This is a genomic window from Protaetiibacter mangrovi (assembly GCF_024752305.1).
Classification (GTDB): domain Bacteria; phylum Actinomycetota; class Actinomycetes; order Actinomycetales; family Microbacteriaceae; genus Homoserinibacter; species Homoserinibacter mangrovi.
The window spans coordinates 475,376-500,792 of sequence record NZ_JANTHX010000008.1 but is presented as its reverse complement, the minus strand read 5'-3'; the positions used below and the strand labels follow the sequence as shown (position 1 = coordinate 500,792).

The window sequence follows — 25,417 nt, the reverse complement described above, 5'->3', positions numbered from 1 at the left end:
CGGGTATCTTCAACTCTTGAATGCAGTGCACAATCGCACTGCCACTGTTCACAGCCGAGCAGAGGTACTTCGAGGAAGTTCCCCCTCACACCATGAGAAAGGGAGTGACGTGAAGAAGTCATCGTTGATTTCGATCGCTGCACTCGCCGGCGCTTCTGCGCTGGTTCTTGCCGGATGTTCGTCCACCTCGGGTGATGGCGGCAACGGAGGCGGAACCGCCTCCACGCGCGCCTGCGTCATCCTGCCCGACACGGAGTCGTCGGACCGCTGGGAGAACGGCGACCGCCCCGCGCTCGAGAAGGCGTTCACCGACGCCGGCTTCGAGGCCGACATCCAGAACGCCCAGGGCTCGACCGACAAGATGGCGACCATCGCCGACCAGCAGTTCTCCAAGGGCTGCGGCGTGATGCTCGTCGTCGACTACCAGGGCGCCGGCTCCGCCGTCGTCGACAAGGCCAAGGCCGAGGGCGTGCCGGTCATCGCCTACGACCGCCCGATCTCGGGGGCCGACTACTACGTCTCGTTCGACAACGAGCAGGTCGGCGAGCTCGAGGGCCAGTCGATCGTCGACGGCCTGAACGCCGCCGGCAAGGACCCGGCCACGGCCGTCGTCGTCTACATGGGCGGCGACCCCTCGGACGGCAACGCGGCGATGTTCCACGACGGCGCCGTCAAGGTGATGGAGGCCGCGGGCATCAAGCCGGCCGCCGAGCCGACCGGTGTCTGGGACACCGACAAGTCCGCGACCAACTTCGAGCAGGCGCTGACCTCGCTCGGCGGCAAGGTCGACGCGGTCTGGTCGGCGAACGACGCCAACGCGGCGGGCATCATCTCGATCCTCGACAAGAACGGCCTGACCGTTCCCGTCTCGGGTCAGGACGCCTCGGTCGCGGGTCTGCAGAACGTGCTGCTCGGCAAGCAGACCGCCACGGTCTACAAGCCGTTCCAGCTCGAGGCCAAGGCCGCGTCGGACCTCGCCATCAAGCTCCTGAACGGTGAGTCCCCGACCGCCGACAAGAAGCTCGACGACGGCACGCCGTACATCGCGGTCACCCCGGTCCTCGTCGGACCGGACGACGTGCAGAAGGTCATCGACGACGGCAACGCGAGCGCGTCGGAGCTCTGCACCGGCGACGTCGCCGCCGCCTGCGAGGCGCACGGCGTCAAGTAGCACCGCAGGGAGGGCCCCGCGCCGCGACAGTGCGCGGCGCGGGGCCCTCTCCCCTGTCGACACCGCCCGCTCCCCGGGTGGAACATGAGACGGGACGAGGTCGTCCCAGAAAGGAGGGGCCCCCATGGCTGATACCCCCCTCATCGAACTCACGGACATCGTGAAGAGCTTCGGCCCGGTCAGCGTGCTCAAGGGCGTGAACCTCAAGGCCTACCCGGGCAAGGTCACCGCGCTCGTCGGCGACAACGGCGCCGGCAAGTCGACCCTCATCAAGGGCCTCGCCGGCGTCCAGCCGTACGACGGCGGCACGGTGAGCTTCGAGGGCCGCACCGTGAACCTGCACAGCCCGCGCGACGCGTCCCACCTCGGCATCGAGGTGGTGTACCAGGACCTCGCGCTGTGCGACAACCTCGACATCGTGCAGAACATGTTCCTCGGCCGCGAGGAGACCGCGGGCCCGATCTTCGACGAGGGCCAGATGGAGCGCGAGGCCAGCGAGACGCTGCGCTCGCTCTCCGTGCGCACCGTCAAGTCGGTGCGTCAGAAGGTGTCGTCGCTCTCGGGCGGCCAGCGGCAGACGGTCGCCATCGCCCGTTCCGTGCTGAAGAACGCGAAGCTGGTCGTGCTCGACGAGCCGACCGCCGCCCTCGGCGTGGCGCAGACGGAGCAGGTGCTCAACCTCGTGCGTCGCCTCGCCGACCAGGGTGTCGCGGTCATCATCATCAGCCACAACCTGCAGGACGTCTTCAAGGTGGCCGACTACATCAACGTGCTCTACCTCGGCACGATGGTCGCCTCGATCCCGACGGCGGAGACCACGAGCGACGACGTCGTGGGCTACATCACCGGCAGCAAGACCTACGACGGAGCGAACGCATGACCACCACGCCCGAGACGCCGAACCCCCCGGCGTCCCTCGACACCACCAACCTCCCCGCGGAGGGCGGCTTCATCGGGAGCGGCCAGGAGGGCGGGATCCGGGACCAGGCGCGTTCGTACATCCAGCGCGTCCGCTCGGGCGACATGGGCGCGCTCCCGGCCATCGGCGGCCTGATCGTGCTCGTGATCCTCTTCACGATCCTCAGCCAGGCGATGCTCGGACAGCAGTTCTTCCTCACCGAGCGCAACTTCGCCAACCTGCTCACCCAGGCGTCCTCGCTCGTGATGCTCGCCATGGCCCTCGTCTTCGTGATCCTGCTCGGCGAGATCGACCTGTCGGCGGGTGTCACCTCGGGCGTCGCGCTGTCGGCGTTCGTCGTGCTCACCAAGCCCGACACGATCAACATGCCCTGGGTGCCGGCCCTCCTCATCGCGCTCGCCGTGGGTGTGCTCATCGGCGCGTTCATCGGATTCTTCGTGGCGCGCGTCGGCATCCCGTCGTTCGTGGTCACACTGGGCCTGTTCATCGGCCTTCAGGGCGTCACGCTCATCCTGCTCGGCGCCGGCGGCGTGTTCCGCATCCAGATCCCCGACTTCCTCGCCATCGAGAACTCCAACCTGCCGGTGTGGGGCGGCTGGGTGATGCTCGGCGTCATCCTGGTCGTGTCGTTCGGGATGTCGATGTGGGATCGCGCACTGCGCACCCGCGCGGGTGTGCCGAACCGCACCTTCGCCCTGGTGATCGCGAAGCTCGTCGTGATCGCGGTGCTCGGCGGGTTCGTGGTGGCGGTGCTCAACCAGAACCGCTCCTCGAGCATCAAGGAGATCGTCGGCGTGCCGATCGTCGTGCCGATCGTGCTCGTGATCCTGTGGGTCGGCACCTTCCTGCTCGACCGCACCAAGTTCGGCCGCTACATCTACGCGATCGGCGGCAACGCCGAGGCGGCCCGGCGCTCGGGCATCAAGGTCATCACCATCCGCTGGGCGGCGTTCATCGTCTGCTCCGTGCTCGCGGTGGTCGCGGGCGTGTTCAGCGCCAGCAAGGTGGGCTCGGTGAACGCCGGATTCGGCGTCGACACGGTGCTGAGCGGTGTCGCCGCCGCGGTCGTCGGCGGCGTCAGCCTCTTCGGCGGTCGCGGACGCCTGATGCACGCCGCGATCGGAGCCCTGGTCATCGCGGTCATCGCGAACGGTCTGGGTCTGCTGAACCTGCCCGCCGGTGTGAACTACATCGTCACGGGCGGCGTGCTCATCCTCGCGGCGACGGTCGACGCCGTGTCGCGCGTGCGCGCGGGGGGCTCGCTCTTCCGCACCTGACCCGCTCCGCGCACGAGGGGCCGTCCGGGATCCGGGCGGCCCCTCGTCGTGTCCTGCGCGGGCACCAGAACGGGGGCGGGTCAGCGCGGTCCTGTTTCGGCTACTCTGCTCGCGATCCTCATCGCATCCGCATGGGGACCGCGGATGCGCCTCCGCGTCGTTCGATCTCGCCCGCCCGGGCCGGACACGCACAGGAGCGCAGCGTGAACACGCACACCCGACCATTCGCCGCCACGACGCTGATCGCGACCGCCTTGGCGCTCGCGGGCTGCGCGCCCGACGGGCCCTCCCCGATCGGCGCCGGAGCCGCCTCGACCCGCGCGTGCGTCATCCTGCCCGATACGGCGACGGCCCGGTGGGAGCAGGACGACGCACCGGCCATCACCCGGTCGATCTCGGATGCCGGCTTCACCGTGGACCTGCGCAACGCGGGCGGCGCCACCGGCAACTACGAGTTGCTGGGCGAGGAACTGCTCGGCGGCGGCTGCGGGGTGATGATCCTGGCCGACTTCGACGGCGCCGCCGTCTCGGTCGCGAGCAAGGCCCGCGAGCAGGGCGTGCCGGTGATCGCGTACGACCGCCCCATCTCCGACTACCTCGTCGCCTTCGACCTCGACAACATCGGCCGGCTGGAGGCGGAGAGCGTGGTCGACGGTCTCCGATCCGCGGGCAAGGACCCCGCGACGTCCACCGTGTACTTCGTGGGAGGCGACCCGAGCGACACGAGTTCGGCGTCGGTGCGCGCAAGTGCGGCCGCGGTGCTGATCGCCGCGGGGGTCGAGACCTCGTCGTCCTTCGACGGCTCGGGCGACCCGCAGGACACCGCGCACCGCTTCGCCCAGCAGCTGGATGCGAAGGGCGGTCGGATCGATGCCGCGTGGGTCATGAACGATACGGACGCGCAGGGTGTCGTCCAGGTGCTCGACGCGCGGGGGATCACGGTGCCCGTGTCGGGTCAGGGCGCCACCGCGGAGTCGCTCCGCAATGTGCTGCGGGGGACCCAGACGACCACGATCGCCAAGGACTACCGTGCCGAGGCGCGCGCTGCCGCGGTCATCGCGATCGGGCTGCTGTTCGGTAACGACCTCGACCCGGAGACCGACGGCTTCACGCTCGACGGCGTCCCGTACACCAAGGTCCCGGTCGAGAGGATCGGGCAAGGGCAGCTGCGACAGGCGGTGCTCGACGGCCTCGTGAGAGCGGACGTGCTGTGCGCGGGGGCCGAGTCCGCGTGCGCATCCCTCGGGATCGGCTGATCCGTGCCGGCCCCGAACTGGGGCCATCCGCCGCCTCCGCACTTCATCCGGCCGAAACACGCCTCCCCTAGCCTCGCCGCAGGGGTTCCACGGTGGTGCCCGAGCGCGCCACCGACTCCGTGCGGCGCGTCGTCCAGGGGGAAGGATCCGGCATGTCGCGTGCACGCACCCAGGGGGCGCTCGCCCTCGTCGTTCTCCTCGCATCCGGTCTCGTGGGCTGCTCGGGCACCGAGACGGCGGCCGGCCCGGTGTCGACCCGCGCCTGCGTGATCCTGCCCGACACCGACGCGTCCACGCGCTGGGAGGAGAGCGACCGCCCCGCGATCGAGCGCGCCGCCCGGGACGCCGGGTTCGCCGTCGCCGTGGAGAGCGCCCCGGGCGACCCGACCGAGTACGCCGCGGTCGCCGACGGCCTGCTGGCCGACGGCTGCGGCGTGATGATCCTCACGGACATCGGCGGGGCCGCGGTGCCCGTGGTCGACACGGCGCACACCGCCGGCATCCCGGTCATCGCCTACGACCGCCCGCTCGCGGGCGCCGACTACCTGGTGTCATTCGACTACGCCGAGATCGGGCGGATGCAGGGGCGGTCCATCGTGGAGGCCCTGTCCGCCGAAGGTCGCGCGCCCGGGCTCGCGAACGTCTACTACGTCGGGGCCGACGCGAGCGACGCGACGACCGCGATGATCCGCGAGGGGGCGATCGACACGATGGCGTCCGCGGGGGTGTCCGCGTTCAGCGAGTTCGCGGGGGCGGCATCCGCCGACGAGCTCGCGGCGAACTTCTCGACGGCGCTCGACGCCCACAACGGGCGGGTCGACGCCGTCTGGGCGGCCAACGACACCACCGCGGCGACGGTGGTATCGGTGCTCGACGCGCGCGGACTGACCGCCGCCGTCACCGGTCAGGACGCCACCACGCAGGGCCTGCGCAACCTCATCCTCGGCAAGCAGGTCTCGACGATCGCGAAGTTGTACCGCGACGAGGCGACCGCTGCCGCCAAGGTCGCGGTGAAGCTGCTGTTCGGCGAGGAGCCCGACGCCGACGGCGAGCTCGACGGCACGCCGTTCGTCTCGGTCGGATCCTCGCTCGTGACCTCGGCGAACGTCGCGTCCTACCTCAACTCGGGCGCCGTCTCGGCCTCGGCCGTGTGCTCCGGGATCGAGGCGGCCTGCGCCGCCCTCGGCCTGTAGGGGTCAGCCGCCGACGACGCTGCGCTGCTCCGAGCCCACGTAGGCCGAGAGCGGACGGATGAGCGCGTTCGCCGCCGCCTGCTCGCGGATGTGGGCCGTCCACCCCGTGACGCGGCTGGCCACGAAGAGCGGCGTGAACAGCTCGGTGTCGAAGCCGATGAGGTGGTACGCGGGGCCCGAGGGGTAGTCGAGGTTCGGCTTGATGCCCTTGCGCTCGTCCATCGCCCTCTCGAGAGCCGTGTACAGCTCGCCGAGATCCGGCCGGTCGTACTCGACGAGCAGGGTGTCGAGCGACGCCTTCATCGTGGGCACGCGCGAGTCGCCGTTCTTGTAGACCCGGTGCCCGAATCCCATGATCTTGCGCTTGGAGGCGAGGGCCTCGTCGAGCCACTCCTCGGCACGATCGGCGAACACGATCTCGTCGAACATGTGCATGACGGCCTCGTTCGCGCCGCCGTGCAGCGGCCCCTTGAGGGCGCCGATCGCGGCGGTCACCGCGGAGTACAGGTCGGACAGCGTCGAGGTGACGACACGGGCCGTGAAGGTCGACGCGTTGAAGGAGTGCTCGGCGTACAGGATCATCGAGACGTCGAACGCCGTGACCACCACGAGATCCGGCACCTCGCCGAAGGTCATGTGCAGGAAGTTCGCCGAATAGCCGAGGTCGTCGCGCGGCTCGACGAGCTCCTCGTCGCGCAGCCGGCGCTGGGTGTAGGCCACGATCGCGGGCAGCTGAGCCCAGAGGCGCTTGGCCTGGTCGAGCATCGCCTCGGGCGAGGTGTCGGCGGTGGTCGGATCGGCGGCGCCGTAGGCCGAGACCGCCGTGCGCACGACGTCCATCGGGTGCGCGTCGAGCGGCAGCAGGTCGATCGCCTGTTTCGCCACGTGGCTGAGCTCGCGGTGCTCGCGCTCGAAGGCCTGCAGCTCCTCGAGCTGCACGGGCGTCGGCAGCTCGCCGTGCCACAGCAGGTAGGCGACCTCCTCGAAGGTGCAGTTGGCCGCGAGCTCCTGCACCGGGTAGCCGCGGTACAGCAGCGAGTTCGTCTCGGGGTTCACCTTGGAGACCGCGGTCACGTCGACGACGACGCCCGCGAGACCCTTCTTGATGTCGGGATCGGTCATGTCAGCTCCTGTTGTTCTTCAGATCGAAGGTGTAGACGCCGGCGTCGAACTCCGAGTACCCCGCGTAGTCGACCAGTTCGTACAGCCTCGCACGGGTCTGCATCTCGGGCACCCTGCTGTTGAGGCTGCCCTCGGTGAGGATCGTCTCGAGGCCGCGCTCGGCGGCCCCCATGGCCAGGCGCAGCAGCGACACCGGGAAGATGACGATGTTCACGCCGACGTCGGCGAGCTGCTGCGTGCTGAACAGCTCCGACTTGCCGAACTCGGTCATGTTGGCGAGGATCGGCACGTCCACGGACGCGCGGATCGCCTCGAACTCGGCGAGGTCGGCCATCGCCTCCGGGAAGATCGCGTCGGCGCCCGCGTCGACGAGCTTCTTGGCGCGGTCCTTCGCCGCCTCGAGCCCGTCGACACCTCGGATGTCGGTGCGCGCCATGACGAGGAAGTCGGGGTCGCGTCGGGCCTCGACGGCCGCCCGGATGCGCTTGAGCGCCGTCGCCTCGTCGACGACCGCCTTGCCGTCGAGGTGCCCGCAGCGCTTCGGGTTCACCTGATCCTCGAGGTGCATGCCCCCGAGTCCGGCGTCCTCGAGCACCTGGACGGTGCGCGCGACGTTCATCGGCTCGCCGAATCCCGTGTCGGCGTCGATGAGGGTCGGCAGCTCGGTCACCCGGGCGATCTGCCCGCCGCGCTGCGCGACCTCCGTCAGCGTCGTCAGCCCGATGTCGGGCAGGCCGAGATCGGCGGCCAGCACGGCACCCGAGATGTAGACGCCCTCGAAGCCCTTGTCCTCGATGAGCTTCGCGGACAGCGGGTTGAAAGCGCCCGGCATCCGCACGAGGTCCCCCGAGGCGAGCCGCTCGCGGAATGCGCGGCGCTTGGCGGATGCGGTGAGTGTCGAGTGCAGCATCAGAACAGTCCTTCCGGGGCGAGCGGCAGGCCGGCCGCGACGATGTTGAGCTGGGAGACCTCGGCAGGGGTCAGCTCGGGGAGCCGCTCGGCGAGGTCGAGGAAGCGCTCGATCTCGGATGCGACGAGCACGTCCTCCGCGAGGGTGCGGAACTTCGCCACGTAGTCGGCGCGCGCGAAGGGCCGGGCGCCGAGCGGATGCGCGTCGGCGACCGCGATCTCGTCGACGATGCGCGAGCCGTCGCTCAGCTCGATCTCGACCCGTCCGCCGAACGCCTTCTCGGCGGGGTCGTCCGAGTGGTAGCGGCGCGTCCACTCGGCGTCCTCCGCCGTCGTGACCTTGTGCCAGAGCGAGACCGTGTCGGGGCGACCCGCGCGCTCGGGCGCATACGAGCCGACGTGGTCCCAGGCGCCGTCCTGGAGCGCAACGGTGAAGATGTACGGGATCGAGTGGTCGAGGGTCTCGCGGCTGGCGGTCGGGTCGTACTTCTGCGGGTCACCCGAGCCGGAACCGATCACGTAGTGCGTGTGGTGGCTGGTGTGCAGCACGATCGCGGCCACCGCATCCGGGTTCCGCAGCTCGGGGTGCTCAGTGCCGAGCTTCCGCGCGAGGTCGATCCAGGCCTGCGCCTGGTACTCGGCGGAGTGCTCCTTGGTGTAGCTGTCGAGGATGCCGCGCTTGGGCTCGCCCCACTCCGGCAGCGGCACCTCGTAGGAGGCCTGCGGTCCGTCGAGCAGCCAGGCGATGACGCCGTCCTCCCCCTCCCAGATCGGCGCGGGCGAGGTCTGCCCGCGCATCGCGCGGTCGATCGCCTCGACGGCCATCTTGCCCGCGAAGGCCGGGGCGTGCGCCTTCCACGTGGAGATCTGCCCCTTGCGCGACTGACGGGTCGCCGTGGTGGTGTGCAGCGCCTGGCCGATCGCCTGGTAGATCACCTCGGGGGCGAGGCCGAGCAGGGTGCCGATGCCGGCGGCCGCGGAGGGTCCGAGGTGCGCCACGTGGTCGATCTTGTGCTTGTGCAGGCTGATCGCCCGCACCAGGTCGATCTGGATCTCGTAGCCCGTCGCGATGCCGCGCACGAGGGCCGCGCCGTCGGCGCCCGCGTGCTGCGCGACGGCGAGGATCGGCGGGATGTTGTCGCCCGGGTGCGAGTACTCGGCGGCGAGGAACGTGTCGTGGTAGTCGAGTTCGCGGACCGCGACCCCGTTCGCCCACGCGGCCCACTCCGGCTGGTGCGCCCCCTCGACGCCGAAGACGCGGGCTCCCCCGTGACCGGGTCGGGCATCCGCCTGCGGTCGGGCGAGCGCCTGCCCGCGGGCCGCGACGACGGGACCGCGCGACAGGGAGGCGGCGGCGACGGCAGCGTTGTCGATGACACGGTTGACGATCATGTCGGCGACGGCGGGCTCGACCTCGACCGGGTCGACGGCGACCTGGGCGATCTTCCAGGCGAGCTCGTCGGAGCGCTCGAGGCCCTCGTCGCTGCGGTGGGTGCGGACGGTGTGGCGCTTCATGCGCTCTCCTTCGGTTCGGACGCCTCGAGGCGGGGGTTGGCCTGGATGTGGCGCAGGCTCGCGCGCAGGTGGATGCGGGTCGCGGATCGTGCGAGCTCGGCGTCGCCGTCGCGGATCGCCTCGGCGATCGTGCGGTGCTCGGCCGCCGCGCGCACCAGGCGGGCCGGGTCGTCCTGCGACAGCCGGCGGATCCGCTGCAGATGCGTGCGCACCCCGCGCAGCGCACCCACGAGGTACGGGTTGCCGAGGCTCTCGTCGATCGCGTCGTCGAAGCGTTCGACGAGGGCGTAGTAGGCCTCGAGCTCCCCCTGCTCGACCAGGGCGGCCGCGCCGTCGAAGTCGTCGGCGAGGCGCGCGAACTCGCCCGGATCCCGGCGCTCGGAGGCGAGAGCGGAGGCCGCGGTCTCGAGGGCCTCGCGCAGCTCGAAGAGCTCCGAGACGGCGGCGGGCGAGACCTGGGCGACGACGAGTCCGCGCCCGGACTGGGCCTCGACGAGACCGTCCGCGGTGAGGCGCGAGAGCGCCTCGCGCAGCGGGGTGCGGGAGATGCCGAGCCGGGTCGACTGCTCGACCTCGCCGAGCACCGTCCCGGGGGCGAGACGCCACTGCAGGATCTCGCGCCGCAGCGTCTCGTACGCTCGGTCACTCGCTCGTCCGCTGAGCATGCTCACAGGTTCAATGTATACATTGAACCCCGGTTACGCTACGGAATAGCCCGAGAAGGGGCCGTTTGTATACACAGACGGCCCCTTCATCGTTCCCCGAGGCTACTTCGCGACGGCGAAGCCCGCGTTCCAGCCGATCTTCTCACCGGCGGCGAGGCTGATCTGCAGGAACCCGACGCCCTCGAGCTCGCGCGCCCGCTTGAGCGATCCCGCATCCTCCGCCTCGAGACCCGCGGCGCGCACGAAGCCGATCACGGCATCCTTCGCGCCCTGGTCGTCGCCCGCGACGAGCACCGTGGTCGTCGCGTCGCCGACCGTGCCCGAGGCGAGCGTGGCCGCGAAGTTGGTGTTGAAGGCCTTGACGACGTGCGCGCCGGGCACCTTCTCGGCGATGACCGCGGCGGCGGAGCCGTCGGCGGGCACGACGAGGCCGTCGAAGGTCGAGAAGTCGACGGGGTTGGTGATGTCGACGACCGTCCTGCCGTCGAGCTGGGCGCCGTACGTCGCGACGACGTCCTCGACCGCGGCGAAGGGGATCGCGAGCACCACGATGTCGCCCGTGAGCGCGTTCCCGAAGGTCGCGGCGGTGGCGCCCGCGTCGGCGGCGAGGGCCCTCGCCTTGTCGAGGTCGCGTGCGATGACCTGCACCTCCGCGCCGCCCTTCGTCGCGATCGCAGTGATCGCGCTGCCCATGTTGCCGATTCCGATGATGCTGATCGAGGTCATGTCCCCGCCGTCCTTCCATTTAGTTGTTGCGTCAACCATAGGCACAACAAGGTTGTCGGAGCAACTATTCCCGTACACTGCCGACATGCCTCGACTCGTTCCCCGCCTCGACGAGCAGGAGTCCGCGGCGTGGCTCGCGCTCGTCTCGCTCCTCGAGTTGCTGCCGAGCGCCCTCGACTCGCAGCTGCAGCGCGACTCCGAACTCACCCACTTCGAGTTCGCGGTGCTCTCGATGCTGAAGTTCGCCGGCGAGCCGATCCGCATGAGCGAGCTGGCCGCGGCCACCTCCGCAACCCTCCCCCGCCTCTCGCACGTCGTGTCGCGTCTGCAGCGACGCGAGCTCGTCGAGAAGGTCGCCAGCGAGACCGATCGCCGCGCCACCGACGTGGTGCTCACCGACGCCGGACGCCGCATCCTGGTGCGCGCCACCCCCGGCCACATCGCGCTCGTGCGACGCGCGGTGATCGACTCGCTCAGCCGAGAGCAGCTCGAGCAGCTCACCGCGATCGCCGACAGCATCACGAACGCCCTCGACCCCGACCGCCGCTTCGCCGCACTCGTCGACGGTGGTCTCGAGACGCGTGCGCTTCGCGCGCGCTCCTCGACCACCTGAGCGCGCGAGTTCTCGAGACCACCGGCTCGCTAGGCTCGTCGCATGACGGACACCGACGCTGTCGCCGCCGCGAAGAAGGCGGTGGAGGAGGCGCAGGCGGCGCTCGCCGCTGCCGAGGCGGAAGCGGCGACCTCCGCAGCCGCTCCCGCTCCCCCGGTCGGCGGCCCCCTCGACGCCGCAGCGGTCGACGCCGTGCGGGCGGGGTACGCCTTCGACGCGCCCGCGCTCGAGATGGGCGCCCTCGTCAACGGCGACGCGCTCGCCGACGTGCCGGTGCGCATCCCGCTGTCGATGGTCAACCGGCACGGACTCGTCGCCGGCGCCACCGGCACCGGCAAGACCAAGACGCTCCAGGTGCTCGCCGAGCAGCTGAGCGCCGCCGGCGTGCCCGTGTTCGCCGCCGACATCAAGGGCGACCTCTCCGGCATCGCCTCCCCCGGCGCACCGAGCGACAAGCTGCTCGCGCGCACCCGCGGGGTCGGCCAGCAGTGGACCGCGCACGCCTCCCCCACCCAGCTCTACGCGCTCGGTGGCGACGGCATCGGCGCCCCCATCCGGGCGAGCGTCGAGGGGTTCGGCGCGGTCATGCTCAGCAAGGTGCTGGGCCTCAACGAGACCCAGGAGTCGAGCCTCGGGCTCGTCTTCCACTTCGCCAAGGAGCAGCAGTTGCCGCTCGTGACCCTCGACGACCTCCGGGCGGTGCTGAAGCACCTGACGAGCCCGGACGGCAAGGCGGCACTCGAGGACCTCGGCGGTCTGTCGAAGGCGACCGCCGGCGTCATCCTGCGCGAGCTCATCGCCTTCGCGGAGCAGGGGGCGGATGTCTTCTTCGGACTCCCCCAGATCGACGCGGCCGACTTCTTCCGCACCGAGGCGGGCGCCGACGGCACCGAGCGCGGCGTCGTGAGCCTGCTCGAGGTGCGCAGCCAGCTCGGGCGGCCGGAACTGTTCTCGACGTTCCTCATGTGGCTGCTGACGCAGCTGTACGAATCGCTGCCCGAGGTCGGCGACGTCGACAAGCCCAAGCTCGTCTTCTTCTTCGACGAGGCGCACCTGCTGTTCCGTGGCGCGAGCGACGACTTCCTCGCGATCGTCACCCAGACCGTGCGCCTCATCCGCTCGCGCGGCGTCGGCATCTTCTTCGTCACCCAGACCCCCAAGGACGTGCCGGGCGACGTGCTCGCCCAGCTGGGCAGCCGCGTGCAGCACCAGCTGCGCGCGCACACCCCCGACGACGCGAAGGCACTCAAGGCGACCGTGTCGACCTACCCGAACTCGCCCTACGACCTCGGCGAGGTGCTCACGACCCTCGCCATCGGCGAGGCGATCGTCACCGTCATGAACGAGAAGGGCGCCCCGACCCCGGTCGCGTGGACGCGCCTGCGCGCGCCGGAGGGTTCGATGGACCCGACACCGGATGCGGCGCTCCAGGCGGCGGTCGCCGCGTCGCCGATCACGGCCAAGTACTCCACCGCGAGCACGGTCGAGGGCGCCGCCGCACTCCTCTCGGCACGCGCCGCGACCGAAGCGCCCGCCGCTGCACCGGAGCCCACCCCCGCCCAGCAGCGCAAGGCCGCCGAGGCGGAGGCCCGGGCGGCGCGCACCGCGAAGCAGGCGGCCGAACGCGAGGCGCGCGAGCAGCGCCGCCAGGCGGAGCGCATCCAGAAGGAGGTCGTCTCGGGCGGGATGAGGATCGCCCGCGACGTCATCGGCAGCCTCTTCAAGCGCCGATGAGCGACCCCACCGAGGTGCTGCCCGCCGTGCCGCCGCCGCACGAGCCCGCGCCGCTGCGGCCGCGCCGCGCCCGGATGCGGACCCGCACACGCGTGATGATCATCGCCGGCGGCGCCGCGCTGATGGTGCTCGCCCTGGTCGCCGGAGCACTCGTCGGGCAGCGCATCGCCGACGACGACCGTCGGGCCGCGCAGCAGGAACTCGCGGACGCCGAGGCGGCGCGAGCCGCGGCGACCGCGCGCGTCGAGACGGCCGCGCAGGAGCTCGAAGCGCGGGTCACGGCGACCGATGCCGCCCTCGCGATCACGGGAGCCGGACTCGACGACGCGGCACGGCCCGCCCTGCAGGCCGCGCGGGACGCGGTCGCGGGCACCGCCCGCACCGACGGCGCCGACGCGGGGATGCTCCCCGACGACACCGAGCTCATCGCGGAGCGTGCGACGCGGCTCGAGGATGCCGTCGCCGTGCTCGACCAGGCGGTCGCCGACTACCTCGCCGCCGCCGCGGCGTCCGGATCCGCGCTGCTCGGAGACCGCGCCGACGCTGCCGACGACGTGAAGTCGGCGCTGCAGGCCCAGCTCGACGCGCTCACCGCATCCGATCCGGCGGAGGTCGCCGAGACCCTCACCGCCTACCGCGCCGCGGTGGATGCGGTCGTCGCCTCCTCCGACGCCGCCCGCGTGCCCGCGACCCCGGGCGGCACCGGGGTGCGGATCACCGACCCCTCGTCGCTGCAGGTCGTGGTGAACAAGCGCCGCGGGCTGCCCGGCGACTACGTGCCGCCCGGCCTCACGACGCCCGCGAACATCCCGGGCGCCACCCAGGTGCGCTCCGAGCTCATCGCACCGCTCGAGCAGATGCGCGTCGACATGGCCGCCGCCGGCATCACGCTGCGGATGTCGAGCGCCTATCGCAGCTACGCGCGGCAGGAGACGATCTACAACGGCTTCGTCGCGAGCGAAGGGGTCGCGGGCGCCGACACGCACTCGGCCCGCCCCGGCAACTCCGAGCACCAGACCGGTCTCGCCGTCGACCTCGACGACGGAACCGGCTGCAACCTCAACGGGTGCTTCGGGAGCACGGCGGGCGGCAGGTGGCTCGCGGAGAACTCCTGGAAGTACGGCTTCATCCTGCGCTACGGCGACGGCTGGCAGCCGATCGTCGGGTACACGTACGAGCCCTGGCATTTCCGCTACGTGGGCGTCGACGTCGCGACCGACATGCACGATCGCGGCATCCGCACGCTCGAGGAGTACTACGGGCTGCCCGCGGCGCCCGACTACGGCTGAGCGCTCGGGATGAACGCCGACGGGTTGGTGCCGAGGCACGCGGAGATCGCGTGCAGCTCGGCGAAGGTCAGCTCCTGAACGGCGTCGAGCTTGCGGTCGAGGGTGGCGAACGGGATGCCCGTGCGCGACGCCAGGTCGCGTCGGCTCACCCGGGCACGCGCCATCCGCGCCTCGATGCGCCGTGCGATCTCGGCGGCGTCGGCGGGGAGATCTGTAGCCATTCAGCTACAGTATCGATGCTGTCACCCGTCAACAAGGGTCGACGGCTGCGTTTCCCAGCCACGTCCTGTAGCCGCGCCGGGGATATCGTTAACCGCATGGTCGCAACCGATGCCGAACGATTCGCCGAGACGGTCGCGGCGCAGGTGCGCGCGGAGATCGCCGCCGCCGGCACCACCGTCGCGGGGGTGGCCCGCACGACGGGCATCAACCGCGAGACGCTCGACCGCTGGGTGAAGGGCGAGCGCGCCATGAACCTCGCGACGCTCTACCGGATCGCCGCCGCCGTCGGCGTGCCGCCCCACACGATCGTCGAACGAGCCGAGGAGCGGTTCGCGAAGACCGCGGCATCGCACGATGTCGGTCGCGCACCGGACTATGACGTCAGCCCCGGCGGGCCGGACCCGGCGCTGCCCCTCGCGGCCGACCGCGGGGTGAGGAAGTCCGACCAGCAGTAGGGAGACGGCGATGCGCGACCTGCTCCGCCTCGCCGCAGACGCCGGACTCACCGTCCACGCCTGCCGTCTGCCCGACGGGATGCTCGGCTGCTACGAGCCGGACCGCGCCCGGATCTGGTTCGACATCCGGCTCACCCCGGCCGAGCGACGCAGCGTCATCGCCCATGAGCTCGGGCACCACCACTACGGCCACCGCGGCAGCACGCCCGCGGCGGAGCGCCGCGCAGACCGGTACGCCGCCGTGCTGCTCGTCGACCCCGAGGAGTACGCCCGGATCGAGCGCGTGCATCCCGACGTGCACACGATCGCGGACGAGCTTCAGGTCACCGTCAAGATCGTCGAGGCGTTCCGCGACCAGTGCCTCGAGCGTCGAGGCGACGCGACCGTCGTCCGCCGGTTCTCGGCCTGATCCCCCACGGAGACGACGATGCAGGCGCCCCGTGGTGGTGGGGCGCCTGCATCCCGTGCAGAGCGAGGACATCCCCCGATCTGGGGCGTCCGGGCGGGGCCGGTCCTCGCTCGACCCTGCCCGGACGCCGGTCAGAGGAGCTGGAACGTGTTCAGCATCTGCGAGAGGACGGTGTCCTTCTCGTAGTCGGTGTTCAGCTGGGCGACGAGCACCACGGTCGCGGTGCCGTTGTAGTCCTGCGTGGCCAGCACCAGCTCGTACGTGCCCCCGCAGTCGTAGTCGGAGTACAGGCCCGTGTAGTAGCCGTCGTCGTAGCTCTGCGCCGTGGTGATGGGCGTGCAGGCCGAGCTGAAGTCGAACTGCGCGAGCGCGTCCTGCGGTGTGATGCTCGCATCCCCCGCGATCAGCTGCATGCCCGAGGTGTTGAAGCTCGACTGGAACCCGGCCAGGTCGGCCGAGGCGGAGACGCTGTAGTACGTGCCGCCGTTGCCGTCCGACAGGCTCGACCCGTCGACCTGGCTCCATTCGCTCGGGACGTCGATCGAGAGCACCCCGGCGTCGTCCTGGACGGTCGTGAAACCGCCGGAGGCCGTGCCGCCGTCGCCGCCGAGCACGCCCGTCTGCGTGACCGCGAGCTCCTTGCCGTTGATCTGGCCGGTGAGCAGGGCGTCGTCGGCCGGGCGGTACACGTCGACGTCGATCGTCGCGTCCACCCCCTGCGTGTCGAGCACCTTGCAGTAGTCGGCGAGGGTGCCGTCCTGGCCGACGCTCACACCGCCGAGCTTGTAGATGAGGTCGCCCGGCTGCACGCCCGCGACATCCGCGGGTCCGCCCGCCTGCACCGACTGCACCCAGATGCCCGCGAGCGAGCCGTCGTCCGACTGCCAGGCCTGGGCGTTGATGCCGATCGACGAGACGCGCTCGCCCTTCGACAGCGCGGTGAACGCCTCCTGGGCGACGTCGCGGTGGATCGCGTAGTTGTAGTCGAGCGAGTCGTTTCCGGCGTAGTTCACGCCGACGACGGCGCCGGCCGGGTCGATGAGCGGGCCGCCGGAGTTGCCACCCCGGATGCGTGCGTCGTGCTCGATGACATGGGCGAGGGAGGCCCACTGGGTGTCGAAGGCGAAGTCGTTCTTCGACACGATGCCGCGGGTGAGGGTGAACTCCTCGGCCGCGCCGAACGGATAGCCCGCCGAGTAGACGTCGAGGCCGGTCTTGATCTCACCCTGGTGCCAGGCGAGGTGCGGGAAGTCGGCGCCCTCGAGCTGCACGACGGCGAGGTCGAGGCACTCCGAGGCGCCGAGCACCTTCACCTTGACCTCCTTGTCGGGGTCGCCTCCGAGGTACCCCGAGAGGGTTCCGGCGCCGACGACGACGTGGTTGTTGGTCATGGCGAGACCGTCCGAGGTCAGGATGAAGCCCGAACCGACCCAGCCGTACTCGGAGGAGTCGAGGGTTCCGGGCTCGATGAACGTGCCCTGCCCCTTGATGTAGACGGTGGCCGACTGGACGTCGTCGAAGCCGACGGCGCTCGAGCCGCCGCCGCCGAGGCCCGGGATGAGGCTGCAGCCGCTCAGCGCGGCCGCGGATGCGGTGATGATCGCGCCGGCCGCGGCGAGGCGGCGCAGCGCAGCGTGGTGGTGCTGCGAGGACATGTGAGGACTCCTTCGGGGGATGACCGACCGGGCGAGGACCAGATCGGAGCACCAGTGTGGTCCTGCAGACACCCCGAATACCCCAGCGAACGACCCCAGTTCCGAGAACTAGGGGCGCCTCAGGAGACCCTCCGACAGCGCGTGATGACGACCGGGAGTGGAGATGGGGGGAATTGAACCCCCGTCCATCGCTGTGAGCCTGCGCCTTCTCCGGGCGCAGTCCGTGAGATCGTTCTGCTCGGCTCCGACCTTTGTCACGAACACCTAGGTCGACGAGCCCAGCCCCAGTGAAAGTCCCGCGCGGCCCTGGAACACGACCGCGCAGCGAGCCCCCTCGATGACGCCAGGATCCGGATCGGGGGCGAGTCCGGACTGACGGACCTATCTACTCCGCTTAGGCAGCGAGAGCGAGGTCGGTGCGCTTAACGTTGGCACCTGTGGTTTGCGGAGGGCGTTAACGAGATAACCCCGCATCCTCGGCCCGCTTCTCGCAGTTTCGCAGGCGATGTCGAAACCGATCATCCCCATGGTCACCTCCGGATCCTCGGGATCCGTGAGAGGTGGGCCGTCATCACGCGCTGTGGAGTTGTGAACGCCGCCGTCACCGGCAGCGGAGTCCCATGATAGCCGAGCCCGCCGACGTGCGGCAGGATGGCGCCATGGGCACCGTCATCACCGTCCAGGGCCGCTTCACGGCCTGGTACCCCGCCGAACGCGCCACGGTGAGGCTCGCCGTCGGCTTCGACGGGCCGAAGCGCGAGGGGGTGCTCGCCTCGGCGACCGCGGCCGTGCAGACCGTGCTCGACTCGGTGAAACGCCTGCACGACGCGGATGCGGGACCCGTCACCTGGTTCTCGTCGGACCGCATCCGGGTGTGGGCGCAGCGCCCGTGGAACAACGAGGGCAAGCAGCTCGCCCCGGTGCACCACGCCGCGATCTCGATCACGGTGAAGTTCCGGGACTTCGACGCGCTCGCCGACTGGCTCACGGAGGCCGCCACCGTCCCGGGGGTGCAGGTGAACGGGATCGAGTGGGCCCTGACGGAGGCCAAGCGCACCTCGGTGACGGCGGAGGTGCGCTCACGCGCCGTCAAGGACGCCGCCGACAAGGCGCGCGTGTTCGCGCAGGCGATCGGTCTGTCGCAGGTCACGGCGCAGGCGATCGCCGACCCCGGGATGCTCGGCGTGAGCGGCGACGGTGGGGCGCCCGCACCGGCGATGATGCGCGCGGCGGCGTTCGCCGCACCGCCGGCAGGGGGTTCAGCCCTCGACTTCACGCCGGAGGACATCGAGGTCTCCGCATCCGTCGACGCCCGCTTCGAGGCGAGCTGAGCTACTCCCCCAGGTGGCGGCGGCTGGACATGGCCCGGTCGGCTTCGCGCTTGTCCTGCCGCTCGCGCAGCGCCTGGCGCTTGTCGTACTCGCGCTTGCCCTTCGCGACCGCGAGCTCGACCTTCGCCTTGCCGTCCTTGAAGTAGATCGACAGCGGCACGAGCGTGTAGCCGCCCTCCTTCGTGCGGTGGCTGATCTTGATGATCTGCGCCTTGTGCAGCAGGAGCTTGCGCTTGCGCCGGGTCGCGTGGTTGGTCCACGAGCCCGAACCCCACTCGGGGATGTGCACGGCGTCGAGCCACAGCTCGCCGCCGTCGATGAACGCGTAGCCGTCGACGAGCGACGCCTTGCCCTCGCGCAGCGACTTCACCTCGGTGCCCGACAGCACGATGCCGGCCTCGTAGGTGTCCTCGATCGTGTAGTCGTGGCGCGCCTTGCGGTTGGTCGCGACGACCTTCTCGCCCTTCTCACGGGGCATGGCGCACCTCCCAGCACGGCATCCGACGCCCGCGCCGATCGCGGGCAGCCGTTCAGTCTATGCGACCTCAGGCCTTGAGGTAGCGGCGGATGGCGACGCTCGCCGAGAGCGCGGCGAGCAGCGCCCCCACGCCGATCAGGATGGGCACCACGAGCAGCGCCTGGTCGAGACCGATGAAGGTGTAGTCGGTGATCCGCTCGGCGAGGTAGCCGTGCACGAAGAACTGCACGATCGCCACGACGGCGGCGCTCGCGAGCACCGACCCGATGAGCGAGGCGAGCACGCCCTCCAGGATGAACGGCGTCTCGATGAAGCGGTTCGATGCGCCGACGAGGCGCATGATGGCGAGCTCGCGGCGCCGCGAGAACGCCGACAGCCGGATGGTGGTCGAGATGAGCAGCACGGCCGCCACGAGCATGAGTGCGGCGATGCCGACGGCGGTGTAGCTGGCCGCGTTCATGATGTCGAAGATCGGCTGCAGCAGCGCGCGCTGGTCGCTGACCTCGTCGACCCCCGGCATCCCGCTGATCGAGTCGATGATCACATCCGAGTCGTTCGGGTCGACCAGTTTGATCTGGAAGTCGGCGGCGAACGAGTCGATCGTGGCGATGTCGACGATCGAGGAGCCGGCGAACTCCTGCTGGAACCGGGCGTAGGCGTCGTCGGGAGTCTCGAACGTGACCTTGTCGACGAACTCGCCGAGCGTGGGCCCCGACAGCTGCGCGTCGACCGCGTCGATCTGCTCCTGGGTGGCGGCGGCGCCCTCGCACCCCGGCGCGACCTCGATGCACATGTAGACCGTCACCTCGGCGCGGTCGTACCAGTAGCCCTTCATCTCCCCGATCTGCAGTTGCAGCAGGATGGCGGCGCCGAAGAAGGTCAGCGAGATGAAGGTGACGAGCACCACCGAGACGACCATCGAGAGGTTGCGGCGGAAACCCTGGCCGACCTCCGACAGGATGAGCCCGAGCCTCATGCCTCGTCTCCCGGCTCGACGAGCGGCGGAGGCACGGGCGGCGCGGATGCCGTCGCCGTCGGCGCCGAGGCGGGCACCTGCTTCGGGATGTAGAACGACGCGGTCTGCGGCGCCGGCGTGCGCACCGGAGGTGCGGACACGGGCACCGGGGGCGCGGATGCGGGGGCCGGCGGGGTCGAGCCCTGGACGGCATCCCGGGCGGGTGCGCCCGCCGTGCGGAGCTGCTCGCGCTCCATCGCCTGGCCGAAGTCCTGCACGGGGATCGCCTGCGTCTGGTATCCGCCCTGGCGCTCGTCGCGCACGATCTGGCCCGAGATGAGCTCGATCACGCGGCGCTTCATCGTGTCGACGATGCCGGAGTCGTGGGTGGCCATGAGAACGGTCGTGCCGTTCGCGTTGATCGTCGACAGGAGCGTCATGATGCCGGCGCTCGTCGCGGGGTCGAGGTTTCCGGTCGGCTCGTCGGCGAGCAGGATCGCCGGCTTGTTGACGATGGCGCGCGCGATCGCGACGCGCTGCTGCTCACCGCCCGAGAGCTCGTGCGGGTAGCGCCCGGACTTGCCGGCGAGCCCCACCATCTTGAGCACATCCGGCACCGCCTCCTGGATGAACCCCTTCGACTTGCCGATCACCTGCAGGGTGAAGGCGACGTTGTCGAACACGGTCTTGTTCGGCAGCAGCCGGAAGTCCTGGAACACGACGCCGAGACTGCGCCGGAAGTACGGCACCTTGCGGTTGGCGAGCGTCGTGAGGTCGTGCCCGAGCACGTGGATCTTGCCCTTGGTGGGCCGCTCCTCCTTGAGGATCAGCCGCAGGAAGCTCGACTTGCCCGATCCGGAGGCGCCGACGAGGAACACGAACTCGCCCTTGAGCACCTCGAGGCTCACGTTCCCGAGGGCCGGGCGGGTTGCACCGGAGTAGGTCTTGGACACCTGGTCGAAACGGATCATGGCGTGTCGAGCCTAAGCAGGTGATTCCGGGACCCCGGCTGCGACACTCCCCCCGTTCGGGATCAGTCGTCGTGGTCGGACTTGCGCCAGCGGATGCCGGCCGCGATGAAGCCGTCGAGGTCGCCGTCGAAGACGGTGGCCGGGTTGCCCGATTCGTAGCCGGTGCGCAGATCCTTGACGAGCTGCTGGCCGTAGAGGAAGTAGGAGCGCATCTGGTCGCCCCAGCTCGCTGTGATGACGCCGGCGAGCTCCTTCTTCTTGGCGGCCTCCTCCTCCTTCTTCAGCAGCAGGAGGCGGGTCTGCAGCACGCGCATCGCGGCGGCGCGGTTCTGGATCTGCGACTTCTCGTTCTGCATCGACACGACGATGCCGGTCGGCAGGTGGGTGATGCGCACCGCCGAGTCGGTCGTGTTGACCGACTGGCCGCCGGGGCCGGACGAGCGGAACACGTCGACGCGGATGTCGCCCTCGGGGATGTCGACCTCGATGGCCTCCTCCATCACCGGGATCACCTCGACCGCGGCGAAGCTCGTCTGGCGCTTGTCGGCCGAGCCGAACGGGCTGATGCGGGCGAGCCGGTGGGTGCCGGCCTCGATCGAGAGCGTGCCGTAGGCGTAGGGCGCGTCGACCTCGAAGGTGGCCGACTTGATGCCGGCGCCCTCGGCGTAGGAGGTGTCCATGACCTTGACGGGGTAGCCGTGGCGCTCGGCCCAGCGCAGGTACATGCGCATGAGCATCTCGGCGAAGTCGGTGGCGTCGTCGCCGCCGGCGCCCGAGCGGATGGTGACGACCGCCGAGCGGGGGTCGTACTCGCCGTCGAGCAGGGTCTGCACCTCGAGGTCGCCGACGGTCTTCTTGAGCGCCTCGAACTCGGTCTCGGCCTCGGCGGCCGACTCGGCGTCGTCCATCTCGCGCGAGAGCTCGATGAGCACCTCGAGGTCGTCGATGCGGCGCTCGACGGCCGTGATGCGGGCGAGCTCCGCCTGCCGGTGGCTCAGCGCGCTCGTCACCTTCTGCGCGCTCTCGGGGTCGTCCCAGAGGTCGGGGGCGCCGGCCTTCTCGGAGAGGTCGGCGATGTCGGCCTGGAGCCGCTCGACGTCGACGACGGCGCGGATGTCGTCGAAGGTGCTGCGGAGGGCGGCGAGCTGGGGGGGAAGGTCATCGAGCATGGCGGGTACAGCCTACCCAGCGCACCGAGGCGCGGCGCCGGGGCGGCATCCGCGGGGGTAGCGTGAGAGGCATCCCATGAGCAACACCGAGGCTCCCCGTTTCCCGTGGCGGCAGGTGGTCGTCGCGGCGTTCCTGCCCACCATCCTGTTCTCGATCGGCGAGGGCGCGATCATCCCGATCATCCCGGCGGTGGCGCACGGGCTCGGCGCCGACATCCCGGGCGCCGCTCTCATCGCCGCGATGATCGTGGTCGGCGAGCTGGCGGGCGACATGCCGGCCGGGGCGCTGGTGGCGCGGATCGGCGAGCGCACGGCGATGATCGGGGCCTCCGCCCTCTCGATCGCGGGGGTGCTGGTGGCTCTCGTCGCGCCGAACCCCGTGGTGCTCGGGGTCGGGATCCTGTTGATCGGGGTGGCGACCGCCGTGTTCGCGCTCGCCCGGCACGCGTTCATGACGAGCTTCGTGCCGCCGGTCTACCGCGCGCGGGCGCTGTCGACCCTCGGGGGCACCTTCCGCTTCGGCTACCTCGTGGGGCCCTTCGCGACGGCCGCGGTGATCCAGGCCACCGGATCGGCGGCGAACGCCTTCTGGATCCAGCTGGCCGCCTGCGTCGCGGCGATCGTCGTGCTGCTCGTGTTGCACGATCCGGCCGACCTCGTGACGACGCGGCCCGGTCCCGGCGCGCGCGCGGCCGCCGAGGAGGAGCGCGGGCTGTTCCGCACGATCGCGGCCAACCGCGGCGTGCTGCTCACCCTCGGCACCGGCTCGGCGCTGGTGGCCGCCCTGCGCGCCAGCCGGATGCTGATCCTGCCGCTGTGGGCGGTGTCGATCGGCATCGACGAGGCGACGACGGCGATCATCATCGGTTCGGCCGCGGCGCTCGACTTCGCCCTGTTCTACGCGGGCGGCTGGATCATGGACCGCTTCGGGCGGCTGTGGACGGCGGTGCCGTCGATGATCGGGCTCGGCACCTCGCATCTGATCCTCGCGTTCACCCACGACGCGCCGGGTGCCGAGACCTGGTTCGTCGTGGTGGCCGTGCTGATGGCGCTGTCGAACGGCATCGGGGCCGGCATCCTCATGACGCTCGGCGCCGACCTCGCCGACCCCGCGCATCCGGCCCCGTTCCTCGGCGCGTGGCGGTTCACCGCCGATTCGGGGGCGGCCGCCGCGCCGCTGCTCATCTCGGCGCTCGCGCTCGTCGCCTCGCTGCCGGTGGCGGTCGGGGTGATGGGCGTGCTCGGGTTGCTCGGCGCGCTCGACCTGCGCGTCTTCCTGCCGCGCCACGTGGGCGCCGCGCGACGGGTCAGGTGAACAGCAGCACGTCCTCGTGGCCGACGAGCACCGAGGCGATGCGGTCGCCCTCGACGCCCAGGATCACGACGAGTCCGTCGGAGGAGGCGCGCAGCGCGATGACGTCGGCGGGCACCAGCTCGCCGTAGTAGGGGCTCATCCGCACCTGGTCGAGGTAGGCCGGGTCGACGGGCGAGCTCCAGCCCGACGAGCCGCTCGTATAGCCGATGAGCTCGCCCGTGGCGTCGGCGGCGCTGATGACGCCGCAGCACTCCGAGGAGGCGAGGATGTAGTTCACCGGGTCGGTCAGGTAGGGGCCGACCGCCGCCGGGTCGCCCGCCTCGATGCCCGCGACGATCGCCGCACGCTCGGATGCGTCGATCTCGGCGACCGGCGGCACCGTCTCCTCCGCGGGCTCCACGGTGGGGGTCTCGCTCGGCGTCTCGGATGCCGCGGGCGTGCCGGTCGGGGTCGGCGCCTCGCCCGGGGTGCACCCGGCGAGCGCGACGAGCAGCAGGGCGGCTGCGGCCGCGGAGGCGAGTCGGGCGGTCGTGGCGGTCATGAGGCTCCCTTTCGACGGTTCACCTGCACGACGTCGGCGGCGGCGGATCGGGTTGACACCCGACTCCTCCACTCTCCGGCGCTCGTCGGCGCGCGTCAAGCGTCGAACAGCCAGTCGCCGTCGCCCGCGTCCCCGACCTCCGCGAGCGGACGCAGCCCCTCCGGCAGCGGCCACGCGAGCCGGTGCTCCTCGATCGGCCCGCCGATCGCCCCGCCGTAGTCGCGGACGACGCGGATGCCGTGGGGCGACACCTCGGCGATGCGCACCCGCAGCGGGCCGGCATCCGGGCGCTCGAGCAGGAACGGCTCGGCGAGGTAGCCGATGCCGAGCGCGTCGAGCAGCTCCTCGGCGGCCAGCCAGTCGAGCACGCCCGCCCGGTCGCGCCCGAGCAGGTCGACGGGCACGAAACCGTCGCCCTCGGGCCGCATCCACCCGAGGCGCTCGCCGTCGCCACGGCGGTGCTCGATCCAGTCGCTGCGGTCCACGGGTCCAGGCTACGGGTGATCGGCAGACGCGACATCAGTGGCCGTATCCTTGCGGGCGTGAGCAGATCGCACCGGGTGGCCGTGCTCGTGCTCGACGGTGCGAAGCCGCTCGACGTGGGCGTTCCCGCGCAGGTGTTCTCGGCGCGGCCGAGCATGCCCTACGAACTGCGGGTGTGCGGTGTCGCGGCGGGCGTCGTGGCCGGCGGCGAGGGGCTCGCCTACCAGGTCTCGTCGGGGCTCGAGACGCTCGGCTGGGCCGACACCGTGATGATCCCGGGGTACCGGACCCCGGCGGAGGTCGACCCGCCCGCAGAAGTGGTCGAGGCGCTGCGGGATGCCCACGCGCGCGGTGCGCGGCTCGCCGCGATCTCGACGGGGGCGTTCGCGCTCGCCGCGACCGGGCTGCTCGACGGGCGGCGCGCCACCACCCACTGGCACTACACGCAGGCGCTGCGGGCGCGGTATCCACGCATCCGGGTGGACGAGAACGTGCTGTTCGTCGACGAGGGCTCGCTGCTGAGCTCGGCGGGTGGCGCCTCGGCGCTCGACCTGTGCCTGCATCTGGTGCGCCGCGATCATGGCGTCGCCCTGTCGAACCACGTCGCCCGGCGGTTGGTCGCGGCGCCGTACCGCAGCGGCGGCCAGGCGCAGTTCGTGCCGCGGAGCGTGCCCGAGCCGCTCGGCGAGCTGTACGCGTCGACGCGGGAGTGGGCGCTCGCGCATCTCGACGAGCCGATCACGGTCGCCGACCTGGCCCGACACGCGCGGGTGTCGCCCCGCACCTTCTCACGGCACTTCGTCGAGGACACCGGCTACACGCCCATGCAGTGGGTGCTGCGGGCGCGCGTCGACCTCGCCCGCGAGCTGCTCGAGTCGAGCGAGCTGCCGATCGAGCAGATCGCCGCGCACGCCGGGCTCGGCACCGGGGCGAACCTCAGGCTGCACTTCCAGCGGGTGCTCGGCACCTCGCCGAGCGAGTACCGCCGCACCTTCACCCGGGGCGCCTGACCGCATCCGAAACTGGCTGGATCCTTGCGGATAT

The 25,417-nt window shown here is 71.0% G+C and carries 26 protein-coding genes and 1 other RNA gene; 13 read left to right on the top strand and 14 right to left on the bottom strand.

All coding sequences use genetic code 11. From position 1 onward, the window contains the following. Positions 1 to 109: 109 nt before the first annotated feature. From NUH29_RS13805 to NUH29_RS13785, 5 genes are all read left to right on the top strand, one after another. Positions 110 to 1,171, top strand: a complete 1,062-nt coding sequence (locus NUH29_RS13805; protein WP_258799812.1) for a sugar ABC transporter substrate-binding protein — start codon at positions 110 to 112, stop codon at positions 1,169 to 1,171. A gap of 124 nt (positions 1,172 to 1,295) precedes the next feature. Further along, a complete protein-coding gene (locus NUH29_RS13800; RefSeq protein WP_258799811.1) occupies positions 1,296 to 2,051 on the top strand; it encodes an ATP-binding cassette domain-containing protein in 756 nt (251 codons plus the stop codon). Then, complete coding sequence (locus NUH29_RS13795) at positions 2,048 to 3,367, top strand: sugar ABC transporter permease (protein ID WP_258799810.1); 1,320 nt, start codon at positions 2,048 to 2,050, stop codon at positions 3,365 to 3,367. Before NUH29_RS13800 ends, NUH29_RS13795 begins: the two co-directional genes overlap by 4 nt. A gap of 203 nt (positions 3,368 to 3,570) precedes the next feature. Next, entirely contained in the window at positions 3,571 to 4,623 is a 1,053-nt protein-coding gene (locus NUH29_RS13790) for a substrate-binding domain-containing protein (RefSeq protein ID WP_258799807.1), read from the top strand. A 152-nt stretch (positions 4,624 to 4,775) separates the two neighbouring features. Then, on the top strand, positions 4,776 to 5,816 hold the full coding sequence (locus NUH29_RS13785) for a substrate-binding domain-containing protein (protein ID WP_258799806.1): 1,041 nt from the start codon (positions 4,776 to 4,778) through the stop codon (positions 5,814 to 5,816). A gap of 3 nt (positions 5,817 to 5,819) precedes the next feature. Here NUH29_RS13785 and NUH29_RS13780 read toward each other — a convergent pair whose 3' ends face one another. The 5 genes from NUH29_RS13780 to NUH29_RS13760 all read right to left on the bottom strand — a co-directional run bounded on the left by NUH29_RS13780 (position 5,820) and on the right by NUH29_RS13760 (position 10,753). Then, a complete protein-coding gene (locus NUH29_RS13780) occupies positions 5,820 to 6,938 on the bottom strand; it encodes a bifunctional 2-methylcitrate synthase/citrate synthase (protein WP_258799805.1) in 1,119 nt (372 codons plus the stop codon). A gap of 1 nt (position 6,939) precedes the next feature. Further along, positions 6,940 to 7,848 carry a methylisocitrate lyase gene (gene prpB / locus NUH29_RS13775; RefSeq protein WP_258799804.1) on the bottom strand — a complete coding sequence of 303 codons (909 nt, stop codon included), beginning with the start codon at positions 7,846 to 7,848 and terminating at the stop codon, positions 6,940 to 6,942. Continuing rightward, positions 7,848 to 9,362: an MmgE/PrpD family protein gene (locus NUH29_RS13770; RefSeq protein WP_258799803.1), complete on the bottom strand. Its 1,515-nt coding sequence runs from the start codon at positions 9,360 to 9,362 to the stop codon at positions 7,848 to 7,850. Before NUH29_RS13770 ends, prpB begins: the two co-directional genes overlap by 1 nt. Then, complete coding sequence (locus NUH29_RS13765; protein ID WP_258799802.1) at positions 9,359 to 10,027, bottom strand: GntR family transcriptional regulator; 669 nt, start codon at positions 10,025 to 10,027, stop codon at positions 9,359 to 9,361. Before NUH29_RS13765 ends, NUH29_RS13770 begins: the two co-directional genes overlap by 4 nt. 102 nt (positions 10,028 to 10,129) lie before the next feature. Then, a complete protein-coding gene (locus NUH29_RS13760) occupies positions 10,130 to 10,753 on the bottom strand; it encodes an NADPH-dependent F420 reductase (protein WP_258799801.1) in 624 nt (207 codons plus the stop codon). Between the two features lie 85 nt (positions 10,754 to 10,838). Between NUH29_RS13760 and NUH29_RS13755 the strand changes: the two genes are divergently transcribed. Genes NUH29_RS13755 through NUH29_RS13745 form a run of 3 tightly spaced genes read left to right on the top strand, consistent with a single transcriptional unit; the run spans position 10,839 to position 14,389 of the window. Continuing rightward, positions 10,839 to 11,366, top strand: a complete 528-nt coding sequence (locus tag NUH29_RS13755) for a MarR family winged helix-turn-helix transcriptional regulator (RefSeq protein WP_258799800.1) — start codon at positions 10,839 to 10,841, stop codon at positions 11,364 to 11,366. Between the two features lie 42 nt (positions 11,367 to 11,408). Continuing rightward, the gene (locus tag NUH29_RS13750) at positions 11,409 to 13,100 is read left to right on the top strand and encodes a helicase HerA-like domain-containing protein (RefSeq protein ID WP_258799799.1); all 1,692 of its coding nucleotides are present in this window, start codon (positions 11,409 to 11,411) and stop codon (positions 13,098 to 13,100) included. Continuing rightward, positions 13,097 to 14,389 carry a M15 family metallopeptidase gene (locus tag NUH29_RS13745; protein ID WP_258799798.1) on the top strand — a complete coding sequence of 431 codons (1,293 nt, stop codon included), beginning with the start codon at positions 13,097 to 13,099 and terminating at the stop codon, positions 14,387 to 14,389. Before NUH29_RS13750 ends, NUH29_RS13745 begins: the two co-directional genes overlap by 4 nt. On the opposite strand, the gene NUH29_RS13740 is transcribed toward NUH29_RS13745, so the two are convergent. Beyond that, positions 14,380 to 14,610: a helix-turn-helix domain-containing protein gene (locus NUH29_RS13740; RefSeq protein WP_258799796.1), complete on the bottom strand. Its 231-nt coding sequence runs from the start codon at positions 14,608 to 14,610 to the stop codon at positions 14,380 to 14,382. The two genes, NUH29_RS13745 and NUH29_RS13740, sit on opposite strands and share 10 nt — an antisense overlap. Positions 14,611 to 14,706: 96 nt before the next feature. Here NUH29_RS13740 and NUH29_RS13735 point away from each other — a divergent pair, with 96 nt between their 5' ends. Both NUH29_RS13735 and NUH29_RS13730 read left to right on the top strand, forming a co-directional pair. After that, entirely contained in the window at positions 14,707 to 15,066 is a 360-nt protein-coding gene (locus NUH29_RS13735; protein WP_258799794.1) for a helix-turn-helix domain-containing protein, read from the top strand. Between the two features lie 10 nt (positions 15,067 to 15,076). After that, positions 15,077 to 15,475: an ImmA/IrrE family metallo-endopeptidase gene (locus NUH29_RS13730; protein ID WP_258799793.1), complete on the top strand. Its 399-nt coding sequence runs from the start codon at positions 15,077 to 15,079 to the stop codon at positions 15,473 to 15,475. A gap of 131 nt (positions 15,476 to 15,606) precedes the next feature. Here the strand turns inward: NUH29_RS13730 and NUH29_RS13725 are convergent, their stop codons facing one another. Then, positions 15,607 to 17,130 carry a S1C family serine protease gene (locus tag NUH29_RS13725; protein WP_258799792.1) on the bottom strand — a complete coding sequence of 508 codons (1,524 nt, stop codon included), beginning with the start codon at positions 17,128 to 17,130 and terminating at the stop codon, positions 15,607 to 15,609. 155 nt (positions 17,131 to 17,285) lie between these two features. Next, positions 17,286 to 17,656, bottom strand: a transfer-messenger RNA (tmRNA) gene (ssrA, locus tag NUH29_RS13720). A gap of 133 nt (positions 17,657 to 17,789) precedes the next feature. Between ssrA and NUH29_RS13715 the strand changes: the two genes are divergently transcribed. Beyond that, positions 17,790 to 18,461 carry an SIMPL domain-containing protein gene (locus tag NUH29_RS13715; protein WP_258799791.1) on the top strand — a complete coding sequence of 224 codons (672 nt, stop codon included), beginning with the start codon at positions 17,790 to 17,792 and terminating at the stop codon, positions 18,459 to 18,461. 1 nt (position 18,462) lies between these two features. Here the strand turns inward: NUH29_RS13715 and smpB are convergent, their stop codons facing one another. The 4 genes from smpB to prfB form a co-directional block, all read right to left on the bottom strand. Next, positions 18,463 to 18,939, bottom strand: coding sequence for an SsrA-binding protein SmpB (gene smpB, locus NUH29_RS13710; RefSeq protein ID WP_258799790.1), 477 nt, complete (start codon positions 18,937 to 18,939; stop codon positions 18,463 to 18,465). Between the two features lie 67 nt (positions 18,940 to 19,006). Beyond that, positions 19,007 to 19,915 (bottom strand): permease-like cell division protein FtsX, encoded by a 909-nt coding sequence (gene ftsX, locus NUH29_RS13705; RefSeq protein WP_258799789.1) that lies wholly within the window; start codon positions 19,913 to 19,915, stop codon positions 19,007 to 19,009. After that, a complete protein-coding gene (gene ftsE, locus NUH29_RS13700) occupies positions 19,912 to 20,865 on the bottom strand; it encodes a cell division ATP-binding protein FtsE (protein ID WP_258799788.1) in 954 nt (317 codons plus the stop codon). Before ftsE ends, ftsX begins: the two co-directional genes overlap by 4 nt. A gap of 62 nt (positions 20,866 to 20,927) precedes the next feature. Continuing rightward, positions 20,928 to 22,034 (bottom strand): peptide chain release factor 2, encoded by a 1,107-nt coding sequence (prfB, locus tag NUH29_RS13695; RefSeq protein WP_258799787.1) that lies wholly within the window; start codon positions 22,032 to 22,034, stop codon positions 20,928 to 20,930. A gap of 76 nt (positions 22,035 to 22,110) precedes the next feature. Between prfB and NUH29_RS13690 the strand changes: the two genes are divergently transcribed. Continuing rightward, positions 22,111 to 23,349 (top strand): MFS transporter, encoded by a 1,239-nt coding sequence (locus tag NUH29_RS13690; RefSeq protein ID WP_258799786.1) that lies wholly within the window; start codon positions 22,111 to 22,113, stop codon positions 23,347 to 23,349. Here the strand turns inward: NUH29_RS13690 and NUH29_RS13685 are convergent. Both NUH29_RS13685 and NUH29_RS13680 read right to left on the bottom strand, forming a co-directional pair. Further along, complete coding sequence (locus tag NUH29_RS13685) at positions 23,342 to 23,890, bottom strand: hypothetical protein (protein WP_258799785.1); 549 nt, start codon at positions 23,888 to 23,890, stop codon at positions 23,342 to 23,344. The two genes, NUH29_RS13690 and NUH29_RS13685, sit on opposite strands and share 8 nt — an antisense overlap. Before the next feature lie 95 nt (positions 23,891 to 23,985). After that, positions 23,986 to 24,375: a hypothetical protein gene (locus NUH29_RS13680; protein WP_258799783.1), complete on the bottom strand. Its 390-nt coding sequence runs from the start codon at positions 24,373 to 24,375 to the stop codon at positions 23,986 to 23,988. A gap of 57 nt (positions 24,376 to 24,432) precedes the next feature. Here NUH29_RS13680 and NUH29_RS13675 point away from each other — a divergent pair, with 57 nt between their 5' ends. Then, positions 24,433 to 25,383, top strand: coding sequence for a GlxA family transcriptional regulator (locus NUH29_RS13675; RefSeq protein ID WP_258799782.1), 951 nt, complete (start codon positions 24,433 to 24,435; stop codon positions 25,381 to 25,383). Positions 25,384 to 25,417: the final 34 nt, after the last annotated feature.

Excerpts from the sequence above, each read along its gene's own strand:
- NUH29_RS13800 (WP_258799811.1), top strand. The coding sequence starts at position 1,296 with ATGGCTGATACCCCCCTCATCGAACTCACGGACATCGTGAAGAGCTTC.
- NUH29_RS13795 (WP_258799810.1), top strand. The coding sequence starts at position 2,048 with ATGACCACCACGCCCGAGACGCCGAACCCCCCGGCGTCCCTCGACACC.
- NUH29_RS13785 (WP_258799806.1), top strand. The coding sequence starts at position 4,776 with ATGTCGCGTGCACGCACCCAGGGGGCGCTCGCCCTCGTCGTTCTCCTC.
- NUH29_RS13780 (WP_258799805.1), bottom strand. The coding sequence starts at position 6,938 with ATGACCGATCCCGACATCAAGAAGGGTCTCGCGGGCGTCGTCGTCGAC.
- prpB (WP_258799804.1), bottom strand. The coding sequence starts at position 7,848 with ATGCTGCACTCGACACTCACCGCATCCGCCAAGCGCCGCGCATTCCGC.
- NUH29_RS13770 (WP_258799803.1), bottom strand. The coding sequence starts at position 9,362 with ATGAAGCGCCACACCGTCCGCACCCACCGCAGCGACGAGGGCCTCGAG.
- NUH29_RS13765 (WP_258799802.1), bottom strand. The coding sequence starts at position 10,027 with ATGCTCAGCGGACGAGCGAGTGACCGAGCGTACGAGACGCTGCGGCGC.
- NUH29_RS13760 (WP_258799801.1), bottom strand. The coding sequence starts at position 10,753 with ATGACCTCGATCAGCATCATCGGAATCGGCAACATGGGCAGCGCGATC.
- NUH29_RS13755 (WP_258799800.1), top strand. The coding sequence starts at position 10,839 with ATGCCTCGACTCGTTCCCCGCCTCGACGAGCAGGAGTCCGCGGCGTGG.
- NUH29_RS13750 (WP_258799799.1), top strand. The coding sequence starts at position 11,409 with ATGACGGACACCGACGCTGTCGCCGCCGCGAAGAAGGCGGTGGAGGAG.
- NUH29_RS13745 (WP_258799798.1), top strand. The coding sequence starts at position 13,097 with ATGAGCGACCCCACCGAGGTGCTGCCCGCCGTGCCGCCGCCGCACGAG.
- NUH29_RS13740 (WP_258799796.1), bottom strand. The coding sequence starts at position 14,610 with ATGGCTACAGATCTCCCCGCCGACGCCGCCGAGATCGCACGGCGCATC.
- NUH29_RS13735 (WP_258799794.1), top strand. The coding sequence starts at position 14,707 with ATGGTCGCAACCGATGCCGAACGATTCGCCGAGACGGTCGCGGCGCAG.
- NUH29_RS13730 (WP_258799793.1), top strand. The coding sequence starts at position 15,077 with ATGCGCGACCTGCTCCGCCTCGCCGCAGACGCCGGACTCACCGTCCAC.
- NUH29_RS13725 (WP_258799792.1), bottom strand. The coding sequence starts at position 17,130 with ATGTCCTCGCAGCACCACCACGCTGCGCTGCGCCGCCTCGCCGCGGCC.
- NUH29_RS13715 (WP_258799791.1), top strand. The coding sequence starts at position 17,790 with ATGGGCACCGTCATCACCGTCCAGGGCCGCTTCACGGCCTGGTACCCC.
- smpB (WP_258799790.1), bottom strand. The coding sequence starts at position 18,939 with ATGCCCCGTGAGAAGGGCGAGAAGGTCGTCGCGACCAACCGCAAGGCG.
- ftsX (WP_258799789.1), bottom strand. The coding sequence starts at position 19,915 with ATGAGGCTCGGGCTCATCCTGTCGGAGGTCGGCCAGGGTTTCCGCCGC.
- ftsE (WP_258799788.1), bottom strand. The coding sequence starts at position 20,865 with ATGATCCGTTTCGACCAGGTGTCCAAGACCTACTCCGGTGCAACCCGC.
- prfB (WP_258799787.1), bottom strand. The coding sequence starts at position 22,034 with ATGCTCGATGACCTTCCCCCCCAGCTCGCCGCCCTCCGCAGCACCTTC.
- NUH29_RS13690 (WP_258799786.1), top strand. The coding sequence starts at position 22,111 with ATGAGCAACACCGAGGCTCCCCGTTTCCCGTGGCGGCAGGTGGTCGTC.
- NUH29_RS13685 (WP_258799785.1), bottom strand. The coding sequence starts at position 23,890 with ATGACCGCCACGACCGCCCGACTCGCCTCCGCGGCCGCAGCCGCCCTG.